The 15,854-nt window shown below is 39.8% G+C and carries 14 protein-coding genes and 1 other RNA gene; 4 read left to right on the top strand and 11 right to left on the bottom strand.

Annotated features, from left to right (window positions below):
- Positions 1–98 precede the first annotated feature (98 nt).
- The 7 genes from BM073_RS11590 to BM073_RS11560 all read right to left on the bottom strand — a co-directional run bounded on the left by BM073_RS11590 (position 99) and on the right by BM073_RS11560 (position 5,860).
- Entirely contained in the window at positions 99–1,142 is a 1,044-nt protein-coding gene (locus tag BM073_RS11590; protein ID WP_091654287.1) for a S66 peptidase family protein, read from the bottom strand.
- A gap of 80 nt (positions 1,143–1,222) precedes the next feature.
- On the bottom strand, positions 1,223–1,810 hold the full coding sequence (locus BM073_RS11585) for a hypothetical protein (protein ID WP_091654285.1): 588 nt from the start codon (positions 1,808–1,810) through the stop codon (positions 1,223–1,225).
- A complete protein-coding gene (locus BM073_RS11580) occupies positions 1,800–2,312 on the bottom strand; it encodes an RNA polymerase sigma factor (RefSeq protein ID WP_175557898.1) in 513 nt (170 codons plus the stop codon). Before BM073_RS11580 ends, BM073_RS11585 begins: the two co-directional genes overlap by 11 nt.
- Positions 2,309–3,163 carry an alpha/beta fold hydrolase gene (locus tag BM073_RS11575; protein ID WP_175557897.1) on the bottom strand — a complete coding sequence of 285 codons (855 nt, stop codon included), beginning with the start codon at positions 3,161–3,163 and terminating at the stop codon, positions 2,309–2,311. The genes BM073_RS11580 and BM073_RS11575 overlap by 4 nt, the downstream gene beginning before the upstream one ends.
- Positions 3,164–3,500: 337 nt before the next feature.
- Positions 3,501–4,805 carry a D-alanyl-D-alanine carboxypeptidase/D-alanyl-D-alanine-endopeptidase gene (locus tag BM073_RS11570; RefSeq protein ID WP_091654282.1) on the bottom strand — a complete coding sequence of 435 codons (1,305 nt, stop codon included), beginning with the start codon at positions 4,803–4,805 and terminating at the stop codon, positions 3,501–3,503.
- Entirely contained in the window at positions 4,783–5,178 is a 396-nt protein-coding gene (locus BM073_RS11565; RefSeq protein ID WP_091654278.1) for a DUF423 domain-containing protein, read from the bottom strand. The genes BM073_RS11570 and BM073_RS11565 overlap by 23 nt, the downstream gene beginning before the upstream one ends.
- A gap of 10 nt (positions 5,179–5,188) precedes the next feature.
- Positions 5,189–5,860, bottom strand: coding sequence for a YggS family pyridoxal phosphate-dependent enzyme (locus BM073_RS11560; RefSeq protein WP_091654276.1), 672 nt, complete (start codon positions 5,858–5,860; stop codon positions 5,189–5,191).
- A 48-nt stretch (positions 5,861–5,908) separates the two neighbouring features.
- Here BM073_RS11560 and BM073_RS11555 point away from each other — a divergent pair, with 48 nt between their 5' ends.
- A complete protein-coding gene (locus tag BM073_RS11555) occupies positions 5,909–7,459 on the top strand; it encodes a GH3 family acyl-acid amido synthetase (protein WP_091654273.1) in 1,551 nt (516 codons plus the stop codon).
- Complete coding sequence (locus tag BM073_RS11550) at positions 7,456–8,076, top strand: LysE family translocator (protein WP_091654271.1); 621 nt, start codon at positions 7,456–7,458, stop codon at positions 8,074–8,076. The genes BM073_RS11555 and BM073_RS11550 overlap by 4 nt, the downstream gene beginning before the upstream one ends.
- A 53-nt stretch (positions 8,077–8,129) precedes the next feature.
- Here the strand turns inward: BM073_RS11550 and ald are convergent, their stop codons facing one another.
- The gene (gene ald, locus BM073_RS11545) at positions 8,130–9,248 is read right to left on the bottom strand and encodes an alanine dehydrogenase (protein WP_091654269.1); all 1,119 of its coding nucleotides are present in this window, start codon (positions 9,246–9,248) and stop codon (positions 8,130–8,132) included.
- Positions 9,249–9,677: 429 nt separating this feature from the next.
- Between ald and BM073_RS11540 the strand changes: the two genes are divergently transcribed.
- Complete coding sequence (locus BM073_RS11540; protein WP_091654268.1) at positions 9,678–12,092, top strand: alpha-ketoacid dehydrogenase subunit alpha/beta; 2,415 nt, start codon at positions 9,678–9,680, stop codon at positions 12,090–12,092.
- Positions 12,093–12,144: 52 nt separating this feature from the next.
- Here BM073_RS11540 and BM073_RS11535 read toward each other — a convergent pair whose 3' ends face one another.
- A complete protein-coding gene (locus BM073_RS11535; RefSeq protein WP_091654266.1) occupies positions 12,145–12,822 on the bottom strand; it encodes a hypothetical protein in 678 nt (225 codons plus the stop codon).
- A gap of 66 nt (positions 12,823–12,888) precedes the next feature.
- On the opposite strand from BM073_RS11535, the gene BM073_RS11530 reads away from it, so the two are divergent.
- Positions 12,889–13,884 carry a long-chain-fatty-acid--protein ligase gene (locus BM073_RS11530; RefSeq protein ID WP_091654264.1) on the top strand — a complete coding sequence of 332 codons (996 nt, stop codon included), beginning with the start codon at positions 12,889–12,891 and terminating at the stop codon, positions 13,882–13,884.
- A gap of 371 nt (positions 13,885–14,255) precedes the next feature.
- On the opposite strand, the gene BM073_RS11525 is transcribed toward BM073_RS11530, so the two are convergent.
- A complete protein-coding gene (locus tag BM073_RS11525) occupies positions 14,256–15,413 on the bottom strand; it encodes a sigma-54-dependent transcriptional regulator (protein WP_091654262.1) in 1,158 nt (385 codons plus the stop codon).
- A gap of 16 nt (positions 15,414–15,429) precedes the next feature.
- Positions 15,430–15,842: RNase P RNA component class A (gene rnpB, locus BM073_RS11520), an RNA gene on the bottom strand.
- Between the last annotated feature and the right edge of the window lie 12 nt (positions 15,843–15,854).

Raw genomic sequence — 15,854 nt, 5'->3', positions numbered from 1 at the left:
TTTTCATCTGTTTATATTTTTTTTCAAAGGTCAGATGGAATCTTCGCTTTGATTATAATCGTTTCTCTTTGTGTCACCTTGCGTAGTGCTCGATTTCATTAAGATTGAAATACTGGTTTCAGCAACTCTATGGTACCTTTTGTCGAATCCATTCTGACTTCAGCTCCATTAGGGATGATGAATTGTTTAGAAATATGGCCAATCATTGCACCTGAATAAGCCGGAATGTTGAGAGGCAAAATATAATCATCCAAAACCTGATCTACGGATAATGAACCATAACCACCTCCCGGCTCACAGTCACTGCACTGACCAAAAATAAACCCTTTAATCTGGTCTAATGTTCCGTTGAGTTTCAAAGTACTCATCATTCTATCCACTTTATAAGGATCTTCTCCAATATCTTCTGTGTATAGAATGGAATCTTTGAAATCTGGATAATAAGGAGTGCCACTCAGTGCGGTCAAGACTGTTAGGTTCCCACCCAAAATTTTCCCTTCTGCAGTTCCTGCTTTGAGAACTTGGATCCTATTGTTTTTGATAACCAAATCGTCCCCTTTGACTTGTTCATTTTTATATTGAACCAGTTTTTTCTCAAAAAATAGCTGATTGAAAGCTTGAACATTGAAACTGTTCCAACTGCCGGTTCCATTGGGGCCATGAAAAGATATCAGGCCTGTTTGAGAATGGATGGCGCAGTGAAGAGCGGTAATATCTGAATAGCCCATCAATGGCTTGGGATTATTTTTGATCAATTCGTAATTGATCATTGGTAAAATCCGTGAGGCACCCGAACCTCCTCGAATACAAATTATCGCTTTGACAGTCGGGTCAGCAAACATTTGGTTTAAATCAGATGCTCTTTCCTGATCGGTGCCAGCCAAATGACCTCTTCTGTTTTTTAGATTTTCTCCGAGTTTAACTTGGAAACCAAGCGCCTCCAAAGCTTCTTTAGCGAAGGTAAATTGCATCCTGTCGGCAGTAGCAGCTGAGGGACTTATTAACCCGACCACATCTCCTTTTTTGAGGGGTTTTGGGAGTAAAGTACTTGGGTTACTTTCAGAAGAAATGGAATTGAATCCAAAGAAAGGACTGGCTCCGGCCAAGACACCAAGTGATTTGAGAAAAGTGCGTTTATTCATTTTGGCAATATTTGGCTTGAAATTACCTTTTTTCCCGAAGGATGTAAAAGAAAAGTCCTGTCAAAAGACAGGGCTTTCTCTCAGTTTTTCAATTCTTCGAGTAGTTTTTCCAATTGCCTAATCATTGGACGGGATTCGGTCTCAAATTTCTTACTCTTCTTTCTTAGGGTAAACCACATGATCACGGCGATGAAAAGCGTCGCTCCTACATGAGCACCAATTCTTACTTGTAAGGATAATGGGGCCAAAACTGCCAAATAGCCAAGATTAATCGCCAAAGCCAATATAACACCATAGGTAATCATATGTTTTTGGATGATTTTGCCACGCAGTTTGAGTTTTTGAATCTGTTCTTGCAGATAGTCTCGCTGATTGTAGCGCTCGGCGTTTTCTACTTGTCCCAGTAAGGATTTACTGTTGAGCCAGATCACCCAGGACATTCCGAAACTTATAATCAGCAGCGTGATAATTCCCAAAGGGCTGTCTTTAAGCGGAAGGGCATAGACCAGAATTGATATAGTAATCGGCACACAGGCTATACCAATGATCCATTCCGTTTTTTGCTTTTTTTCGGTGGCTTTCATTTGCTGAATCAGTCCACTGATATCAAAATTGACAGCTTTTTGACTTTTCCAGAGTTGTTGTATATCGTTGAAATTAGTTTCCATGAGTTTGAGGATTGAGTTTTTGGGTTAATAGGGCTTTGATGCGGTTGACTTTGACTGCGACATAGTTCTCCGAGATTCCACTGATCTCTGCGATTACTTTGTAGGCATTGCCTTCCAAAAGTAAAGTGGCAATGATCCGGTCTAATTCATTCAGTTCCGAAATGGCCTGATAGAGTTGTTGAAGTCGGTTTTCCAGCTCTTGGGATAAGTTTTCCGGTTCTGTCAGGTTAAGATTATCCGGAATTTCCACTTTCTTTTCACCCTGTTTCTTTTCTCTTGTGGAAAAAGTCAAAGCAGTATTGTAGGCGATTCGATAGATCCACGTACTGATCTCGCTTTCTCCTTTGAAGCTGTCAAGGTGTCTCCATATCTTGATCAGAATTTCCTGAAAAAGATCATTGGCAAGTTCTTTATCCCGAACAAATCCCAGGCATAGTCGGTAAATTTTATCCTTGTGACTTAGGTACAAGGCTTCAAAATCCTTTTCCTTTTGGGTTCTCATTGCAGAAATGCGCTTATTTTTTCCATAAACCATTCCGGATTGTCCCACATGATAAAATGGTGGGCAGTTGGCGCCATTTCAATTTGAACATTCTGGGCCAATTTGTATTGACTTTTAAAATTTTCTCGAACACTTTCTTCTGTCAATCCATAGTTTTTTCCCGAATACCAAGCTCCTAAAACCATGATTGGAGTTTTGATTTCAGTTAATTCCTGCCTGAAATCCGTGGTCATTAATTCATACATAGCCAGAGCAGTGGTCATTCTATCGCTTTCCATACTCCATTCTACTGCCAAAGGCAGTTTCTTTTGATTGGTAGTCATCATAGGCATGGTAGACTCTTGCTGTTTGCGATACTGTTCAGGACTTTGAGCCAACATCAACTCTTTCATTTGATTAGCCATTCCTTTCATGTTTTCTTCAGTGGCAGCAGGATTAAAGGCTGCTGAATAAAAAGGGTAGGAGTCCACAATGATTGCTTTCTGAATTTTTTCAGGAAGATTTTTAGCCAGATGAAGGGAAAGAAAGCCTCCTAAACTGTGTCCAATAAGGAAAACTTTTCCGGGTTGGTTTTGAATGTATTCGCTAAGCAGGCTTTCCATCGTGTCAATAAAACCAGCTTGTAAATCTCCCGCAGGATTTGTGGCAAAGCCTGGAAGAGTAATAACATGGCACTGGAAATTTCGAGAGAGATCGGCTACTGTCTCATCCCAGACTTCCCCTGAGGAGGAAAGTCCCGGAATCAAGATAACAGCCGGGCCATTTCCTGAGATTTTTACCTGTAGTTCCTGACCGAAGCTTGAAGATAGATTGGAGAAAATGACAAAGAATAGAAGAATTAACTTTTTCATGGTTTTGGTTTTTTCTTCTTTAGACCAAGGCATCTTCCTTTCCTTACAGTTTTCGGAAAAATTTTTTAAAAAGTTAGAATTTCGTCGATTGACCACAGACCACAGCACCTAAAATCAGACTTCAAACCTTATTTCATTTGGTACCTGGTAAAAAAGGGGGTATTCATCATTCGCATTTCTTTTTCTGGTTTAAAACTGCACTGTAATAGTTGTGTAAAATCGACTATCGACGACTTTAAAAGGGTCATAACATAAACTCCTATCTCCCTATCTCATCTGACATCGGTCACCCGACATCGGACTTAAAGTTCCATCTTCCGTCTCCCGTCTCCCAACTCTAAAAAAAATCTCGAACCTGAATCATTACTTTCTCCACCTCTCTTCTTACTGCGGAAGCCGAATGTAGATAGTTAGAATTCATAAATGCGAATGCATAGGTTTTTCCCCTATTTGTTTTAATTATTCCCACCAGACTGTAATGATTACTGATAGTCCCTGTTTTAGCAAAAACATAGGGCTGAGCCGCCTGAAAGCTATTTTTTAAAGTGCCTGTTTTCCCACCTGTGGGTAGCAGTTGATATAATTGGGCTTCGGGAAGTATGCGGTAAAGCTTTTCAATCAATCCTACCATAGAGCGGGGAGTGAAGAGATTATGACGGGAAAGCCCACTTCCATCTACCCATTTGGGCTGGTCAGGAAGGTCAAAGAAATAGGTCTTTTTGATGAACTCGATGGCTCTTTCTGTATCTAAAGTCTTAAAAATTCGATCAGAAACCATCCAAAGCATCTGTTCAGCTATGAAATTGTCACTTTCTAGCATCATTTCCTGCAGTAGGGGAACTAAAGGAGCGCCTCGGAATACCTTATGGTTTGGAGGTAAAGGTTCCTTCTTATAAATCCACTTTTTACCTGTGATTTCTTGAGCCAATTCAGCAGTTAAGTTGCCGGAAGTGAGCAGTGGTATATATTTTTCCCTGCCGACAAAAGTGCTTGGGTTATAAGAAAAGGTATTAGAATGAAAGTCTCTTTCTAATTCTTTAATCGGTAATGTGGTAGTTCGAATAGATTTTTGGAATCTACTTGGTAAAACTTCTGGCCGGTTACCGACTTTTTTAACCTCCAACAAATTCCCCGCTATAGGCAATGGACTTCTTTCAGCTGAATAATCGTAATAATAATCATCCCATTGCCAGCCATATCCAAATGCAGGACTCACCTGATTGGCATCGGAAAATTGAATAACCCGATAGTTTTTCCAGATTTTCTCAAAATCCGGTTGGCGAAAACTTAGGTATTTCCAGCTGGGATCGCCTGCTCCCCAGATTTTCAGCGTATCACCGGCTGGAAGGTATCGTAGGGTTTGAGTAGAGTCTTGAAGTATGGCTAAGGCAGCAAAAAGTGTAAAAAGCTTGGTTGTAGAAGCAGGAATGAAATTGATCTGAGAGTTTTTCTCATATAAAACCCGCTGAGAATCCAGATCATAAAGCATGAAACCTGTCAAATGGCCAGAAAAAAAGCTCCCTTCTCCCAAGGCATTTTCAAGTTGTATATACTGATCTCTTGTCAACTGAGCCTGAGCCTGTTGAAAGACGATCAAAAAAAGAAAAATAGTAATAATTCTAATCTGCAAGAATTTGGTCATTGCGAAGTGCTGAGTAAAATAATCCAAGCCAACCCATGATAAAACCTACTCCACCTAATGGAGTAATGGCTCCCCACCAGGTAACACCAGACAGGGAAAGAATATAAAGAGATCCTGAAAAGACGATTATTCCGAAAATCATACTCCAAGAAGCAAAAACCAAACTTTTCCAATTGGGTTTGATCAATTTGATGATACCGATTAAGGCAAGTGCCAATGTATGGTAAAAGTGATATTTCACCGCGGTTTCAAAGGTGTCGGCTCTTCCTGTTGCAGCCAGTGTATCTGCCAATCCATGTGCCCCAAATGCTCCTAAGCCTACCGCAATAGCCCCTGATAGCCCAGCTAGCATAATCAATTGTTTTCCGTTCATTAGCTCTTGATTAATAATTTCTTGCTCCAAAAATTGCAGAACCTATCCTGACCATGGTGCTGCCTTCTTCCTGCGCAATCAAATAGTCACCACTCATTCCCATAGATAAAACTTCCATTTTCATAAATTCGGGAAGGGGATTGGTTTTAAGTTCTTCGAAGTGATTTTTCAAACCCTGAAATTCTCTTCTGATCTGTTCTTCATTTTCGGTGAAGGTAGCCATTCCCATCAGTCCCTTGATTGTTACGTGAGTAAGTTCAGTAAAGTCCGGATCTGCCAGCATTTCATCCATTTCTTTTCTGTCGAAGCCGAACTTACTGTCTTCTTCAGCGATATGCATCTGCAATAAAACAGGAATCTTTCTATCAATCTTTTTCCCTTGCTTATTGATTTCTTTTAAAAGCTTGAAGGAGTCGACCCCATGAATCAAATGCACATAAGGTGCAATGTATTTGACCTTATTTCTCTGCAAATGCCCGATCATATGCCATCGGATATCTTCAGGGAGTTGAGGTTGCTTCTCCTGAAGCTCTTGAACTTTGTTTTCCCCAAAATCCCTAATGCCGGCCTCATAAGCCTCTTTGAGGTCAGATATAGGCTTGGTTTTGCTTACTGCCACGAGTAGGCAGTCGGGGTTTTTAAAGGTTTTTTTTACGCTTTCAAGATTTGCTTTGATATCCATTTTCTATTTTTAAGCTCTTAAATTTTTGAAAAAGGCCAAGACAAAGATATGGCGATCATCAGTACTTTACTAAAGAAAGGCATTCGCTTGAGAGAAAGTTTAGAGCAAGAGTACTCTCAACCTATAGAATTGCAAAAACAGGCTTTGAAAAAACTGCTCATAGCCTCAAATAGAACTGCCATTGGAGAAAAATATGATTTTCCGGGAATTTTAAAATCTTTCAAAGGAGGAAATGATCAGTTTTATGAAAAATTCAAAAACTCAGTTCCGATTTATGATTACGACAAAATCTATGAAGAATGGTGGCATAGATTACTCAATGGGGAAAGAGATATCACTTGGCCGGGAAAAGTAAAGCATTTCGCCTTGAGTTCAGGAACATCGGGAGCCGCCTCGAAATATATTCCAATCACCAAGGATATGGTGAAGGCCATCCGAAGAACAGGAGTGAGGCAGATTTTAAGTCTATCGAAATATGACTTGCCTAAATCACTTTTTACCAAAGGTATCTTGATGTTGGGCGGAAGTACTGATTTGGAATTTAATGGCACCTATTTTTCGGGAGATCTGAGCGGAATCACTGCTGGAAAGTTACCTATTTGGTTTCAGCGTTTTTACAAGCCCGGGAAAAAAATATCCAGAAATAAGAATTGGGGAGACAAGCTGGATCAAATAGTCGAAAAAGCACCTAAATGGGATATTGGGATTATTGTGGGAGTTCCGGCCTGGTTGCAAATCTTATTGGAGAAAATAATAGAAAGATATCAAGTGGCCCATATTCATGAGATTTGGCCCAACCTTCAGATTTTTGTCCATGGAGGGGTTTCGTTCGAACCCTATAAAAAAGGCTTTGAAAAGCTATTGGGAAAGCCGCTTACTTATATAGAAACCTATTTGGCTTCTGAAGGATTTTTGGCTTTTCAAGCTTTGCCTAGAAGAAAGTCAATGAGACTGGTCTTGAACAATGGGATTTTCCATGAATTTGTGCCATTTAACGACAAAAACTTCGATGAAAATGGCTCCATTCGCCAAGATGCAGAGACACTGAAAATTGATCAGGTTGAGGAAGGAAAAGATTATGCGATACTGATATCAACCTGCGCCGGAGCATGGAGATATTTGATTGGGGATACTATTCGCTTTGTTTCAAAGGAGGAGTCTGAGATCATTATCACTGGCAGGACCAAGCATTTTTTGAGTCTATGCGGAGAGCATTTGTCGGTGGATAATATGAATAAGGCAGTAGAGCTTGCTTCCAACGAGTTTGATATTACAATCAAAGAATTCACTGTTTTGGGTGAGCCTTACAAAAATTTATTTGCCCACCATTGGTACATCGGGACCAATGATTCAGTGGATGCCCAGCAGTTGGGAGAAAGAATTGATGCCCTGCTGAAAGAGCTGAACGACGATTATGCTGTTGAGAGAAGGCACGCTTTAAAAAAGGTGTTTTGTGAGGTTAGACCCAGTTCTGACTTTTATGATTGGATGAGAAGTCAGGGGAAGGAGGGAGGTCAAAATAAATTTCCCCGAGTTCTTAAAGGAGAAAAAGCCGAATCTTGGAGAGAGTTTTTAAATAAGAAAGGAGATAATCTTTGATCGCCGCTCTACTGGAAGGCTTGAGTATGGGGCTTTTGCTTTCTGCCCTCATCGGCCCTGTTTTCTTTACGCTGATTCAAAGTAGCTTAGAGCATGGATTTAGATATGCTGCTTTGGCCGCTTTAGGGATATTGGTGTCTGACTGTATCTATGTTTTGATCACCTATTTTGGTGTCAGCTATCTTTCTGGAATTGATCATTTTGAATTCGTTTTAGGGGTTTTCGGAGGCCTGGTTTTATTTGGTTTTGGGATTAGTAATTTGATCAAAGCCAAAACTTCCCGTCCTAATTCTGGAGGGATTACTCTGCCAATCCAAAAAAAGACAGCTTTTCTGAAGGGGTTTAGCATCAATGGAATAAACCCCTTTGTGCTGTTATTTTGGGTTTCGATAACCAGCTTAGTGCATTTGAAACCTGACTATGGAAAAGCAGAAGCAGGTATTTATTATTCAGGTATTTTAGGAACCGTTTTTTCTATTGATCTACTTAAGGCTTATGTAGCAAAAAAATTAAGGCCATTAGTAACACCTAGATTGATGAAAATATTGGGCTTTTTGGTGGGACTTATCATGATAGGATTTGGTACTAGGATGATTTATTGGGCTTTAAACCAATAAAAAATCCTCCAGAGTCAGTCTGGAGGATTTAATATTTAAAAGCAGGAAATGAATTAGTCTGCTAGATATTTTTCAACCATTGCGTAAGGCATGTCAAAAGCATCAGCTACTGCTTTATACACGATTTCACCTTGAATTACATTCAATCCTAATTTCAATTCTGCATTGTCATTACAAGCTTGTTTCCAGCCTTTTTCTGCAAGTTGGATTGCGTAAGGAAGGGTTGCGTTAGTCAATGCCAAAGTAGAAGTGTAAGGTACAGCTCCTGGCATGTTAGCCACACAGTAATGAACCACATCATCAATGATGAAGGTTGGGTTCTCATGTGTAGTCGGCTTGCAGGTCTCAATACAGCCACCTTGATCCACGGCCACGTCAACTAATACGGTTCCTGGCTTCATGTCTTTCAACATGTCTCTGGTAATCAAGTGAGGCGCTTTTGCTCCTGGGATCAAAACAGCTCCAACAATCAAATCAGCAGATTTGATCATTTCCCTGATGTTATATTCGTTTGACATCATGGTGTTCACATTTGCAGGCATCACATCATCCAGGTATCTCATTCTTGGAAGTGATACATCCATGATTGTTACGTCAGCTCCTAATCCCGCAGCCATCCAAGCAGCTTGGGTTCCCACGATTCCACCTCCTAAAATCAAAACTTTAGCAGGCAATACACCTGGTACTCCACCTAAAAGAATTCCTCTTCCTTTCAATGGTTTTTCCAAGTAGTTAGCACCTTTCTGAACAGCCATTCTACCGGCAACTTCAGACATTGGAATCAAAAGTGGAAGGCTTCTGTCAGCTTTCTCTACAGTTTCATATGCCAAACATACCGACTTGCTTTCAACCATAGCCTTGGTTAGTGGTTCGTAAGAAGCAAAGTGGAAATAGGTGAACAACAATTGGTTTTCTCTGATGAGTTTGTATTCAGATTCAATAGGCTCTTTTACCTTCATGATCATTTCTGCGATCTCGTAGGTAGCTTCTATAGTTTGAAGAATTTTTGCGCCTGCATTTTCATATTCTTCATCTGGGAAACCACTACCTTCTCCAGCTGTGTGCTGTACGTATACGGTATGGCCTCTTTTTACCAATTCTTTCGCTCCTGCAGGAGTAAGAGCTACTCGGTTTTCGTTGTTTTTAATTTCCTTTGGAACACCTATTATCATGGCAAGTCTATTTGGATTTAAATATGGCGGCAAAGATAGTAAGCCAGTTTATTCTAATCGCATTTTTAAGAATAGTATTTGGTCTCATTTTGAAAAATCTTGAAAATCAAAAGATTCTTCTAAAATTCGGCTGGAAAATGCTGATTATTTCAAAATTTAAATTTTAAAAGTTGAATATTTTGAGAATATAGTATGGATAAAAACCGGAATTACAGAATAATCTAAATCTGTCTAAATCAAATATTTAATCAGTGTTAATAGTATTAACAGAATAAAATTTGTCGTTGGATTAATATTTAACCAAAATACCAAATTTTAAACTGAAAATAAGTTCAGCTTAAATTTGTAAAAAAAAATGATTTGGCTATTTTTGATCTGCACTAGAACTGTGCGCACCCAAACCCAAATAACTTTAGATTAAACAAGTCTATGTCAGAATTACAAAAGATAAAAAAAAGCAAGCCTTCCTTCGTCCCGGAGCCTTCAGCTATTTTGGAAGATTTTAGAATAGCGATGATTAGCAGACACGCTTCCCTGATGGGAAGAAAAGAGGTGTTCATGGGAAAAGCGAAGTTTGGTATTTTTGGTGATGGAAAAGAGCTTGCTCAAATTGCAATGGCAAGGGCTTTTCAATTAGGAGATTTTAGATCAGGTTATTACCGTGATCAGACTTTTATGATGGCTTTGGGTGAGTTAAATGTTAAACAATATTTTGCTCAGCTTTATGCTTACACTAATGTAGAGGAGGAGCCGGCAAGTGCAGGTAGATTAATGAATGGTCACTTTGCAACCCGCTCTTTAAATGAGGACGGTTCTTGGAAGGATTTGACTAAAATGAATAATTCAGCGGCTGATATTTCTCCAACAGCTGCTCAAATGCCCAAACTTTTGGGTTTGGCTTATGCTTCCAAGCTTTTTAGAATCAATAAGGGCATGAAGAAATTGAAGCAATTCTCAGTTAATGGTAATGAGGTTGCTTGGGGTACAATAGGAAATGCTTCTACTTCGGAAGGAATGTTTTTTGAATCCATCAATGCTGCGGGAGTCTTGCAAGTGCCGATGGTGATTTCCATTTGGGATGATGAATATGGAATCTCAGTTCCAAAAGAATTTCATACCACCAAAGGAAGTATTTCAGAGGCTTTAGCAGGTTTCCAGAGAACTGAAGAAAAAGCCGGTTTTGAAATCATCAAAGTAAAAGGCTGGAATTATGAGGCATTGCTTCAGGCATTTCAAGAAGCTGGAGAATTGGCAAGAACAGAACATGTTCCTGTTTTGATCCATGTAGAAGAAATGACTCAGCCGCAAGGTCACAGTACTTCGGGTTCACATGAGCGATATAAGTCCAAAGAAAGACTGGACTGGGAAAAAGACTGGGACTGCATTAAAAAGTTTAGAGAGTATATTCTTGAAAATGAATTAGCTACAGCTGATGCCTTGGATAAAATAGAAGCAGAGGCAAAAGCTCAGGTCAAAAAAGAGAAAGAAGCAGCTTGGTCAGATTTCAGCGGTGAAATCAAAAAAGAGCTGAACGAGGCTGTTGCATTGATAAAATCAGCAGCACAAGACAGTACCAGAAAAGTGGTGTTGGATCAGTTGGCCGATGAACTGAAAAAGACAATCAATCCCATCCGAAAGGATGTGGTTTCCACGGTGAGAAAAGCGTTACTGCTTTTGAGATTCGATTCTAATTCTGGCAAGAATGAATTGAAAGCTTGGTACGAAAAGCAAACCGAATTGAACCATGACCGCTACAGCAGCCATCTGTATTCTCAGTCTGAATGGTCTGTGTTGAAAATTGATGAAGTTCCTGCGGAATTCAATGAAAAATCTGCGGTAGTGGATGGGCGTGAAGTTTTGCAGGCATTCTTTGACAATAAATTAGAAAACGATCCTCGATTCTTTGCATTCGGAGAAGATGTAGGGAAAATCGGTGATGTTAATCAAGCTTTTGCAGGTCTTCAGGCAAAACACGGAGAGTGGAGAGTCAGTGATACCAGTATTCGCGAATGTACCATTATCGGCCAAGGAATTGGTGCTGCTTTGAGAGGTTTGAGACCAATTGCAGAAATTCAATATTTGGATTACTTGCTTTATGGCCTTCAAATGCTTTCTGATGATTTGGCTTCCCTACAATACAGAACTAAAGGAGGTCAAAAGGCTCCTTTAATCGTAAGAACCCGCGGTCATAGACTAGAAGGAGTTTGGCATGCTGGATCTCCAATGGGTATGATTCTTTCTACGCTAAGAGGAATGGTAGTTTGCGTACCGAGAGATATGACTCAGGCTGCTGGTATGTACAATACCTTGCTCAAGTCTGATGAGCCGGCAATTGTCGTAGAATGTCTTAATGGCTACAGACTTAAAGAAAGGCTTCCTGAAAATATCGGTGAATTCACAGTTCCTTTGGGTAAACCAGAAATATTAAGAGAAGGAAAAGACTTAACTATCGTGACTTACGGCTCTATGTGCAGAATTGTAATGGATGCTGCTCAAGAATTGTCTGAAATAGGAATTGAGGTAGAAGTAATTGATGTACAGACTTTATTGCCATTTGATGTACATGGCGTTATAGGGGAGTCTGTGAAGAAAACGAATAGAGTAATTTTTGCTGATGAAGATGTTCCTGGAGGAGCTTCAGCGTTTATGTTGCAGCAAGTGATAGAAGGTCAAAAAGTATTTAGATACTTGGACTCTGACCCTCAAACATTAGCAGCCAAAGCGCATAGACCAGCCTACTCATCGGACGGAGATTATTTCTCCAAGCCAAGTATCGAAGACGTGGTGGAAAAGGTTTACAGCATAATGCATGAAGTAAATCCAAAAACCTATCCAGCTTTGTAATTGGGTTAGCATAAAAAAAGAAAGGGCGGTGAATAATCACCGCCCTTTCTTTTTATGGGGTATTTCGAGTTATCTGCCTGAGTGTTAATTCGGGGCTGGATACTTCATTACTTCGATTCAATTGCCTATCCTGAATTTGAACGTCAATTCTGATAGTGTCATTTCGGAAGATAGCTTCCCAACCTGAGGAAAGCATGGCATACTTGATATTTCCTTCTACTGCCTGTCCTTCTTCTGAAGTTAATATTCTTGGAAATCTTCCATTGAAAGTGGTGAAGAATGGAGGGTCTTGCCACCTAAATTCGGTAAACCTCCCATTTCTTTTGATAAAGAACTTTACAAAAATGTTGTACTGATTGGGGTTCTGCCTAACCCAAATAGTATCATTGACAGTTTGATTATTGACAATCGGGTTGATTACGTAATCGATCGGATTATATGTTGGTGCAGAAGCAGGTCTTTTGCTGTATGTAATTAAGTTTCCAGCCGCATCTCTCTGAAAATCAAAGGCATTAAATGGAGGATTGATATCTGTTGCAGATAAACCTAAATCTCCTTCTGCATCTTGAAAATCTATTCCAACAATCAATGAATCCGGTCCGGCTGTAGGAACGTATTCTAATGATTCAAAGGTAATAGAAGGGACTGTTGGAAAATTATCCGGTGGATTCACGCATGCTCCCACAAAAAGGACAAGAAAGAATAAGCTGAAATAACTTTTTAAACGCATAAGGCGGATTAATTTTACAAACAGAACCAATTAGGATCCGATTGGGTTGATGCAAATTATAAAACGATGCAGGATTTTAAAAGTTTTTCTGAGAAGGTAGAGAATTTAAAGTCTGAAAACTTTGAAAATCTGGCTTTGGAGATTTTTGAATTTCAGGCAAAACACAATTCCATTTATAGTGCTTATCTGAAAGCAAGGAAAATTGACCCTGAAAAAATCAATGATTTGGAGTCAATTCCTTTTTTACCAATTCGCTTTTTTAAAGACTTTCCAGTTGTATCTGGTCCTTTGGATCAATTTGAAGGATTCTTCTCCAGTTCCGGGACCACAGGGATGATTACCAGCAAACATTATTTCTGGTCTGAGGACTGGTATTTACAACAAGCGCAAAAAACTTTTGAACAAGAATATGGGAAGCTAAAGGATTTTCATGTTTTGGCTTTATTACCCGCATATTTAGAGAGAAAAGGGAGTAGCTTGGTGTCTATGGCTGCTCATTTTATTGAAAAGTCAGGCTCGGAGCATTCTGGCTTTTATTTATATAATCATGATGAGCTTTTTCAAAAACTGAAGCTTCTTTCTAAAGATTCAAAAAAGGTTTTGTTGTTGGGTGTGACATTCGCGCTTTTGGATTTAGCTGAAAAAAAAGAGGAATTTCCCCAATCAGAAAATTTAATTGTGATGGAAACAGGAGGGATGAAAGGGAGAAGGAAAGAAATGATTAGAGAGGAAGTTCATCAAATACTCAAAGAATCTTTCCATGTTGACAATATTCATTCGGAATATGGGATGACTGAGTTGATGTCTCAGGCTTATTCAAAAGGGGAGGGGAAATATACCTTACCGCTGAGTATGCGCGTTATGTTAAGAGATGTCAATGATCCATTGGAATGGACTAATCGTTCTCAAGGCGGAATCAATGTGATAGATTTGGCTAATTTCCATTCCTGTTCTTTTATAGAAACTCAGGATCTGGGCAGGATAGATGAGAGAGGTTTCTTAGAGGTTTTGGGGAGATTTGACAATTCTGAAATCCGGGGATGTAACTTGTTGGTTCAGTAATTGCTTACTTAAAATTTATTAAACATATTTGGACAGCTTATTTTCTCGATCAAAATCAAAAGAGTCTCAATTTCATTGAATTCAGAGATAATTTTAATTCTTCAGGAAGTTGAAGTTGACCGAGAAAAGAAATAATTATCGACACATTAAATCGAGCATGACGTAGCCATCACACATTTGGATGACTATTAAGCATGCGAGATTCCTTTAGACCTTAGAAAATCAATTAAATACACATGAAAAAATTAGCCACTATCGCATTATTGATCGGAATTTTAGCACTAGGTGCATGTGCTTCCAGTAAGCCTTGTCCTGCCTATGCAAAAGCAGAAGTTGGGCAGAAAGCTAACGTATAAAAAAAATGCTGACTCTTAGTAGTCAGCATATTTTTTAATATCCTCCAAGCTAATTGTGGGTTCCCCTAATATTACCAGACGTTCCACGACATTTCGTAGTTCCCTGATATTTCCTGTCCAAGGAAATTCCTGCAGCTTAGCTAAAGCTTCTTTAGTAATCCCCTTTTTGGCATCGCCACTTTCCTGAGCGATATCGTCTAAAAACTTGTCTATCAACAAAGGGATGTCATCTTTTCTATCTTTCAGAGCTGGAACCTGAATCAGAATTACACTCAGTCGGTGATATAAGTCTTCTCTGAACCTTCCTTCTTCAATTTCTTTTTTGAGATCCTTATTCGTTGCAGCTAGAACGCGTACGTCTACTTTGATGTCTTTATCACTTCCAACACGATTGATCAGATTCTCCTGAAGCGCACGCAACACTTTAGACTGAGCAGAAAGAGACATATCTCCAATTTCATCCAGGAAAAGTGTGCCCCCTTGAGCTTGCTCAAATTTCCCGGCTCTTTGCTTGTGAGCTGAAGTAAACGCCCCTTTCTCATGACCGAATAATTCTGATTCAATTAGCTCAGAAGGAATGGCTGCACAATTGACTGCTACAAAGGGATTGGATACTCGGTTGCTTTTTTGATGAATCCAGTGGGCAACCAATTCTTTTCCTGTTCCATTAGGCCCAGTGATCAGTACTCTGGCATCTGTAGGGGCAACCTTTTCAATGGTCTCTTTGACCAATAGGATAGGTTTGGATTCACCTACCATGTCAAACTTCTTGGAAAGTTTCTTTTTTAGGACTTTGGTCTCAGTTACCAGATTTTTTTTGTCCAATGCATTCCTAACTGTAAGAAGCAGGCGATTGAGATCGGGTGGTTTTGGGATAAAATCAAAAGCTCCTTTTTTGGTGGCTTCTACGGCTGTTTCAATACTTCCATGAGCAGAAATCATGATAAACTGAGGTGATTTTTCCAATGCCTTGGCTTGGTCCAGAACTTCTATTCCGTCCATTTTAGGCATTTTTACATCACAAAGAACCAAATCAAATTCTTCTTCTTTCAATTTGGCCAGGCCTTCTTCGCCGTCCTTGGCCTCGCTAACCTCAAATTTTTCGTATTCCAGGATTTCCCTGAGGGTGGCTCTGATGACTTTTTCGTCATCAATGATCAGTATTTTCGACATAAGGCTAATTTAAGAGAAAAAGTGCAAGTCTGTAAGCCGGGTTCTGTTTCTTCTGAAAAATCAGAAGAAGCCTGCCATTTATCTAGCCCTGACTTCGCAGTCAGGATCTATCGATCTACCCACCCCGGAATCCCCGAAAGGAATCGAACGAGCAGCTCTTTGCCCGGGGCCTATTTGATCTTTCAACCCATAAGGTTTGCCATGCGCTGAATGTCACCATTCAACCGGTAGGCTCTTACTCTACCTTTTCACCCTTACCCTGACCGAAAACGATCAGGGCGGTATATTCTCTGTGGCACTGTCTGTATACCCAACTTTTCTGATGGATACCCTTCCCGTTAGGAAGTATGGCGCTCTGTGTTGCCCGGACTTTCCTCCTTTACCATCCCGATAAAATCGAGAGGCAACGGCGACAAGCCGACTTGCACATGACAAAGAACG

The organism is Algoriphagus ornithinivorans, assembly GCF_900115305.1.
Lineage (GTDB): Bacteria > Bacteroidota > Bacteroidia > Cytophagales > Cyclobacteriaceae > Algoriphagus > Algoriphagus ornithinivorans.
This window is presented reverse-complemented; position numbering and strand designations above follow the sequence as displayed.

Excerpts from the sequence above, each read along its gene's own strand:
- BM073_RS11585 (WP_091654285.1), bottom strand. The coding sequence starts at position 1,810 with ATGGAAACTAATTTCAACGATATACAACAACTCTGGAAAAGTCAAAAA.
- BM073_RS11590 (WP_091654287.1), bottom strand. The coding sequence starts at position 1,142 with ATGAATAAACGCACTTTTCTCAAATCACTTGGTGTCTTGGCCGGAGCC.
- BM073_RS11535 (WP_091654266.1), bottom strand. The coding sequence starts at position 12,822 with ATGCGTTTAAAAAGTTATTTCAGCTTATTCTTTCTTGTCCTTTTTGTG.
- BM073_RS11560 (WP_091654276.1), bottom strand. The coding sequence starts at position 5,860 with ATGGATATCAAAGCAAATCTTGAAAGCGTAAAAAAAACCTTTAAAAAC.
- ald (WP_091654269.1), bottom strand. The coding sequence starts at position 9,248 with ATGATAATAGGTGTTCCAAAGGAAATTAAAAACAACGAAAACCGAGTA.
- BM073_RS11580 (WP_175557898.1), bottom strand. The coding sequence starts at position 2,312 with ATGAGAACCCAAAAGGAAAAGGATTTTGAAGCCTTGTACCTAAGTCAC.
- BM073_RS11575 (WP_175557897.1), bottom strand. The coding sequence starts at position 3,163 with ATGAAAAAGTTAATTCTTCTATTCTTTGTCATTTTCTCCAATCTATCT.
- BM073_RS11555 (WP_091654273.1), top strand. The coding sequence starts at position 5,909 with ATGGCGATCATCAGTACTTTACTAAAGAAAGGCATTCGCTTGAGAGAA.
- BM073_RS11565 (WP_091654278.1), bottom strand. The coding sequence starts at position 5,178 with ATGAACGGAAAACAATTGATTATGCTAGCTGGGCTATCAGGGGCTATT.
- BM073_RS11540 (WP_091654268.1), top strand. The coding sequence starts at position 9,678 with ATGTCAGAATTACAAAAGATAAAAAAAAGCAAGCCTTCCTTCGTCCCG.
- BM073_RS11570 (WP_091654282.1), bottom strand. The coding sequence starts at position 4,805 with ATGACCAAATTCTTGCAGATTAGAATTATTACTATTTTTCTTTTTTTG.
- BM073_RS11530 (WP_091654264.1), top strand. The coding sequence starts at position 12,889 with ATGCAGGATTTTAAAAGTTTTTCTGAGAAGGTAGAGAATTTAAAGTCT.
- BM073_RS11525 (WP_091654262.1), bottom strand. The coding sequence starts at position 15,413 with ATGTCGAAAATACTGATCATTGATGACGAAAAAGTCATCAGAGCCACC.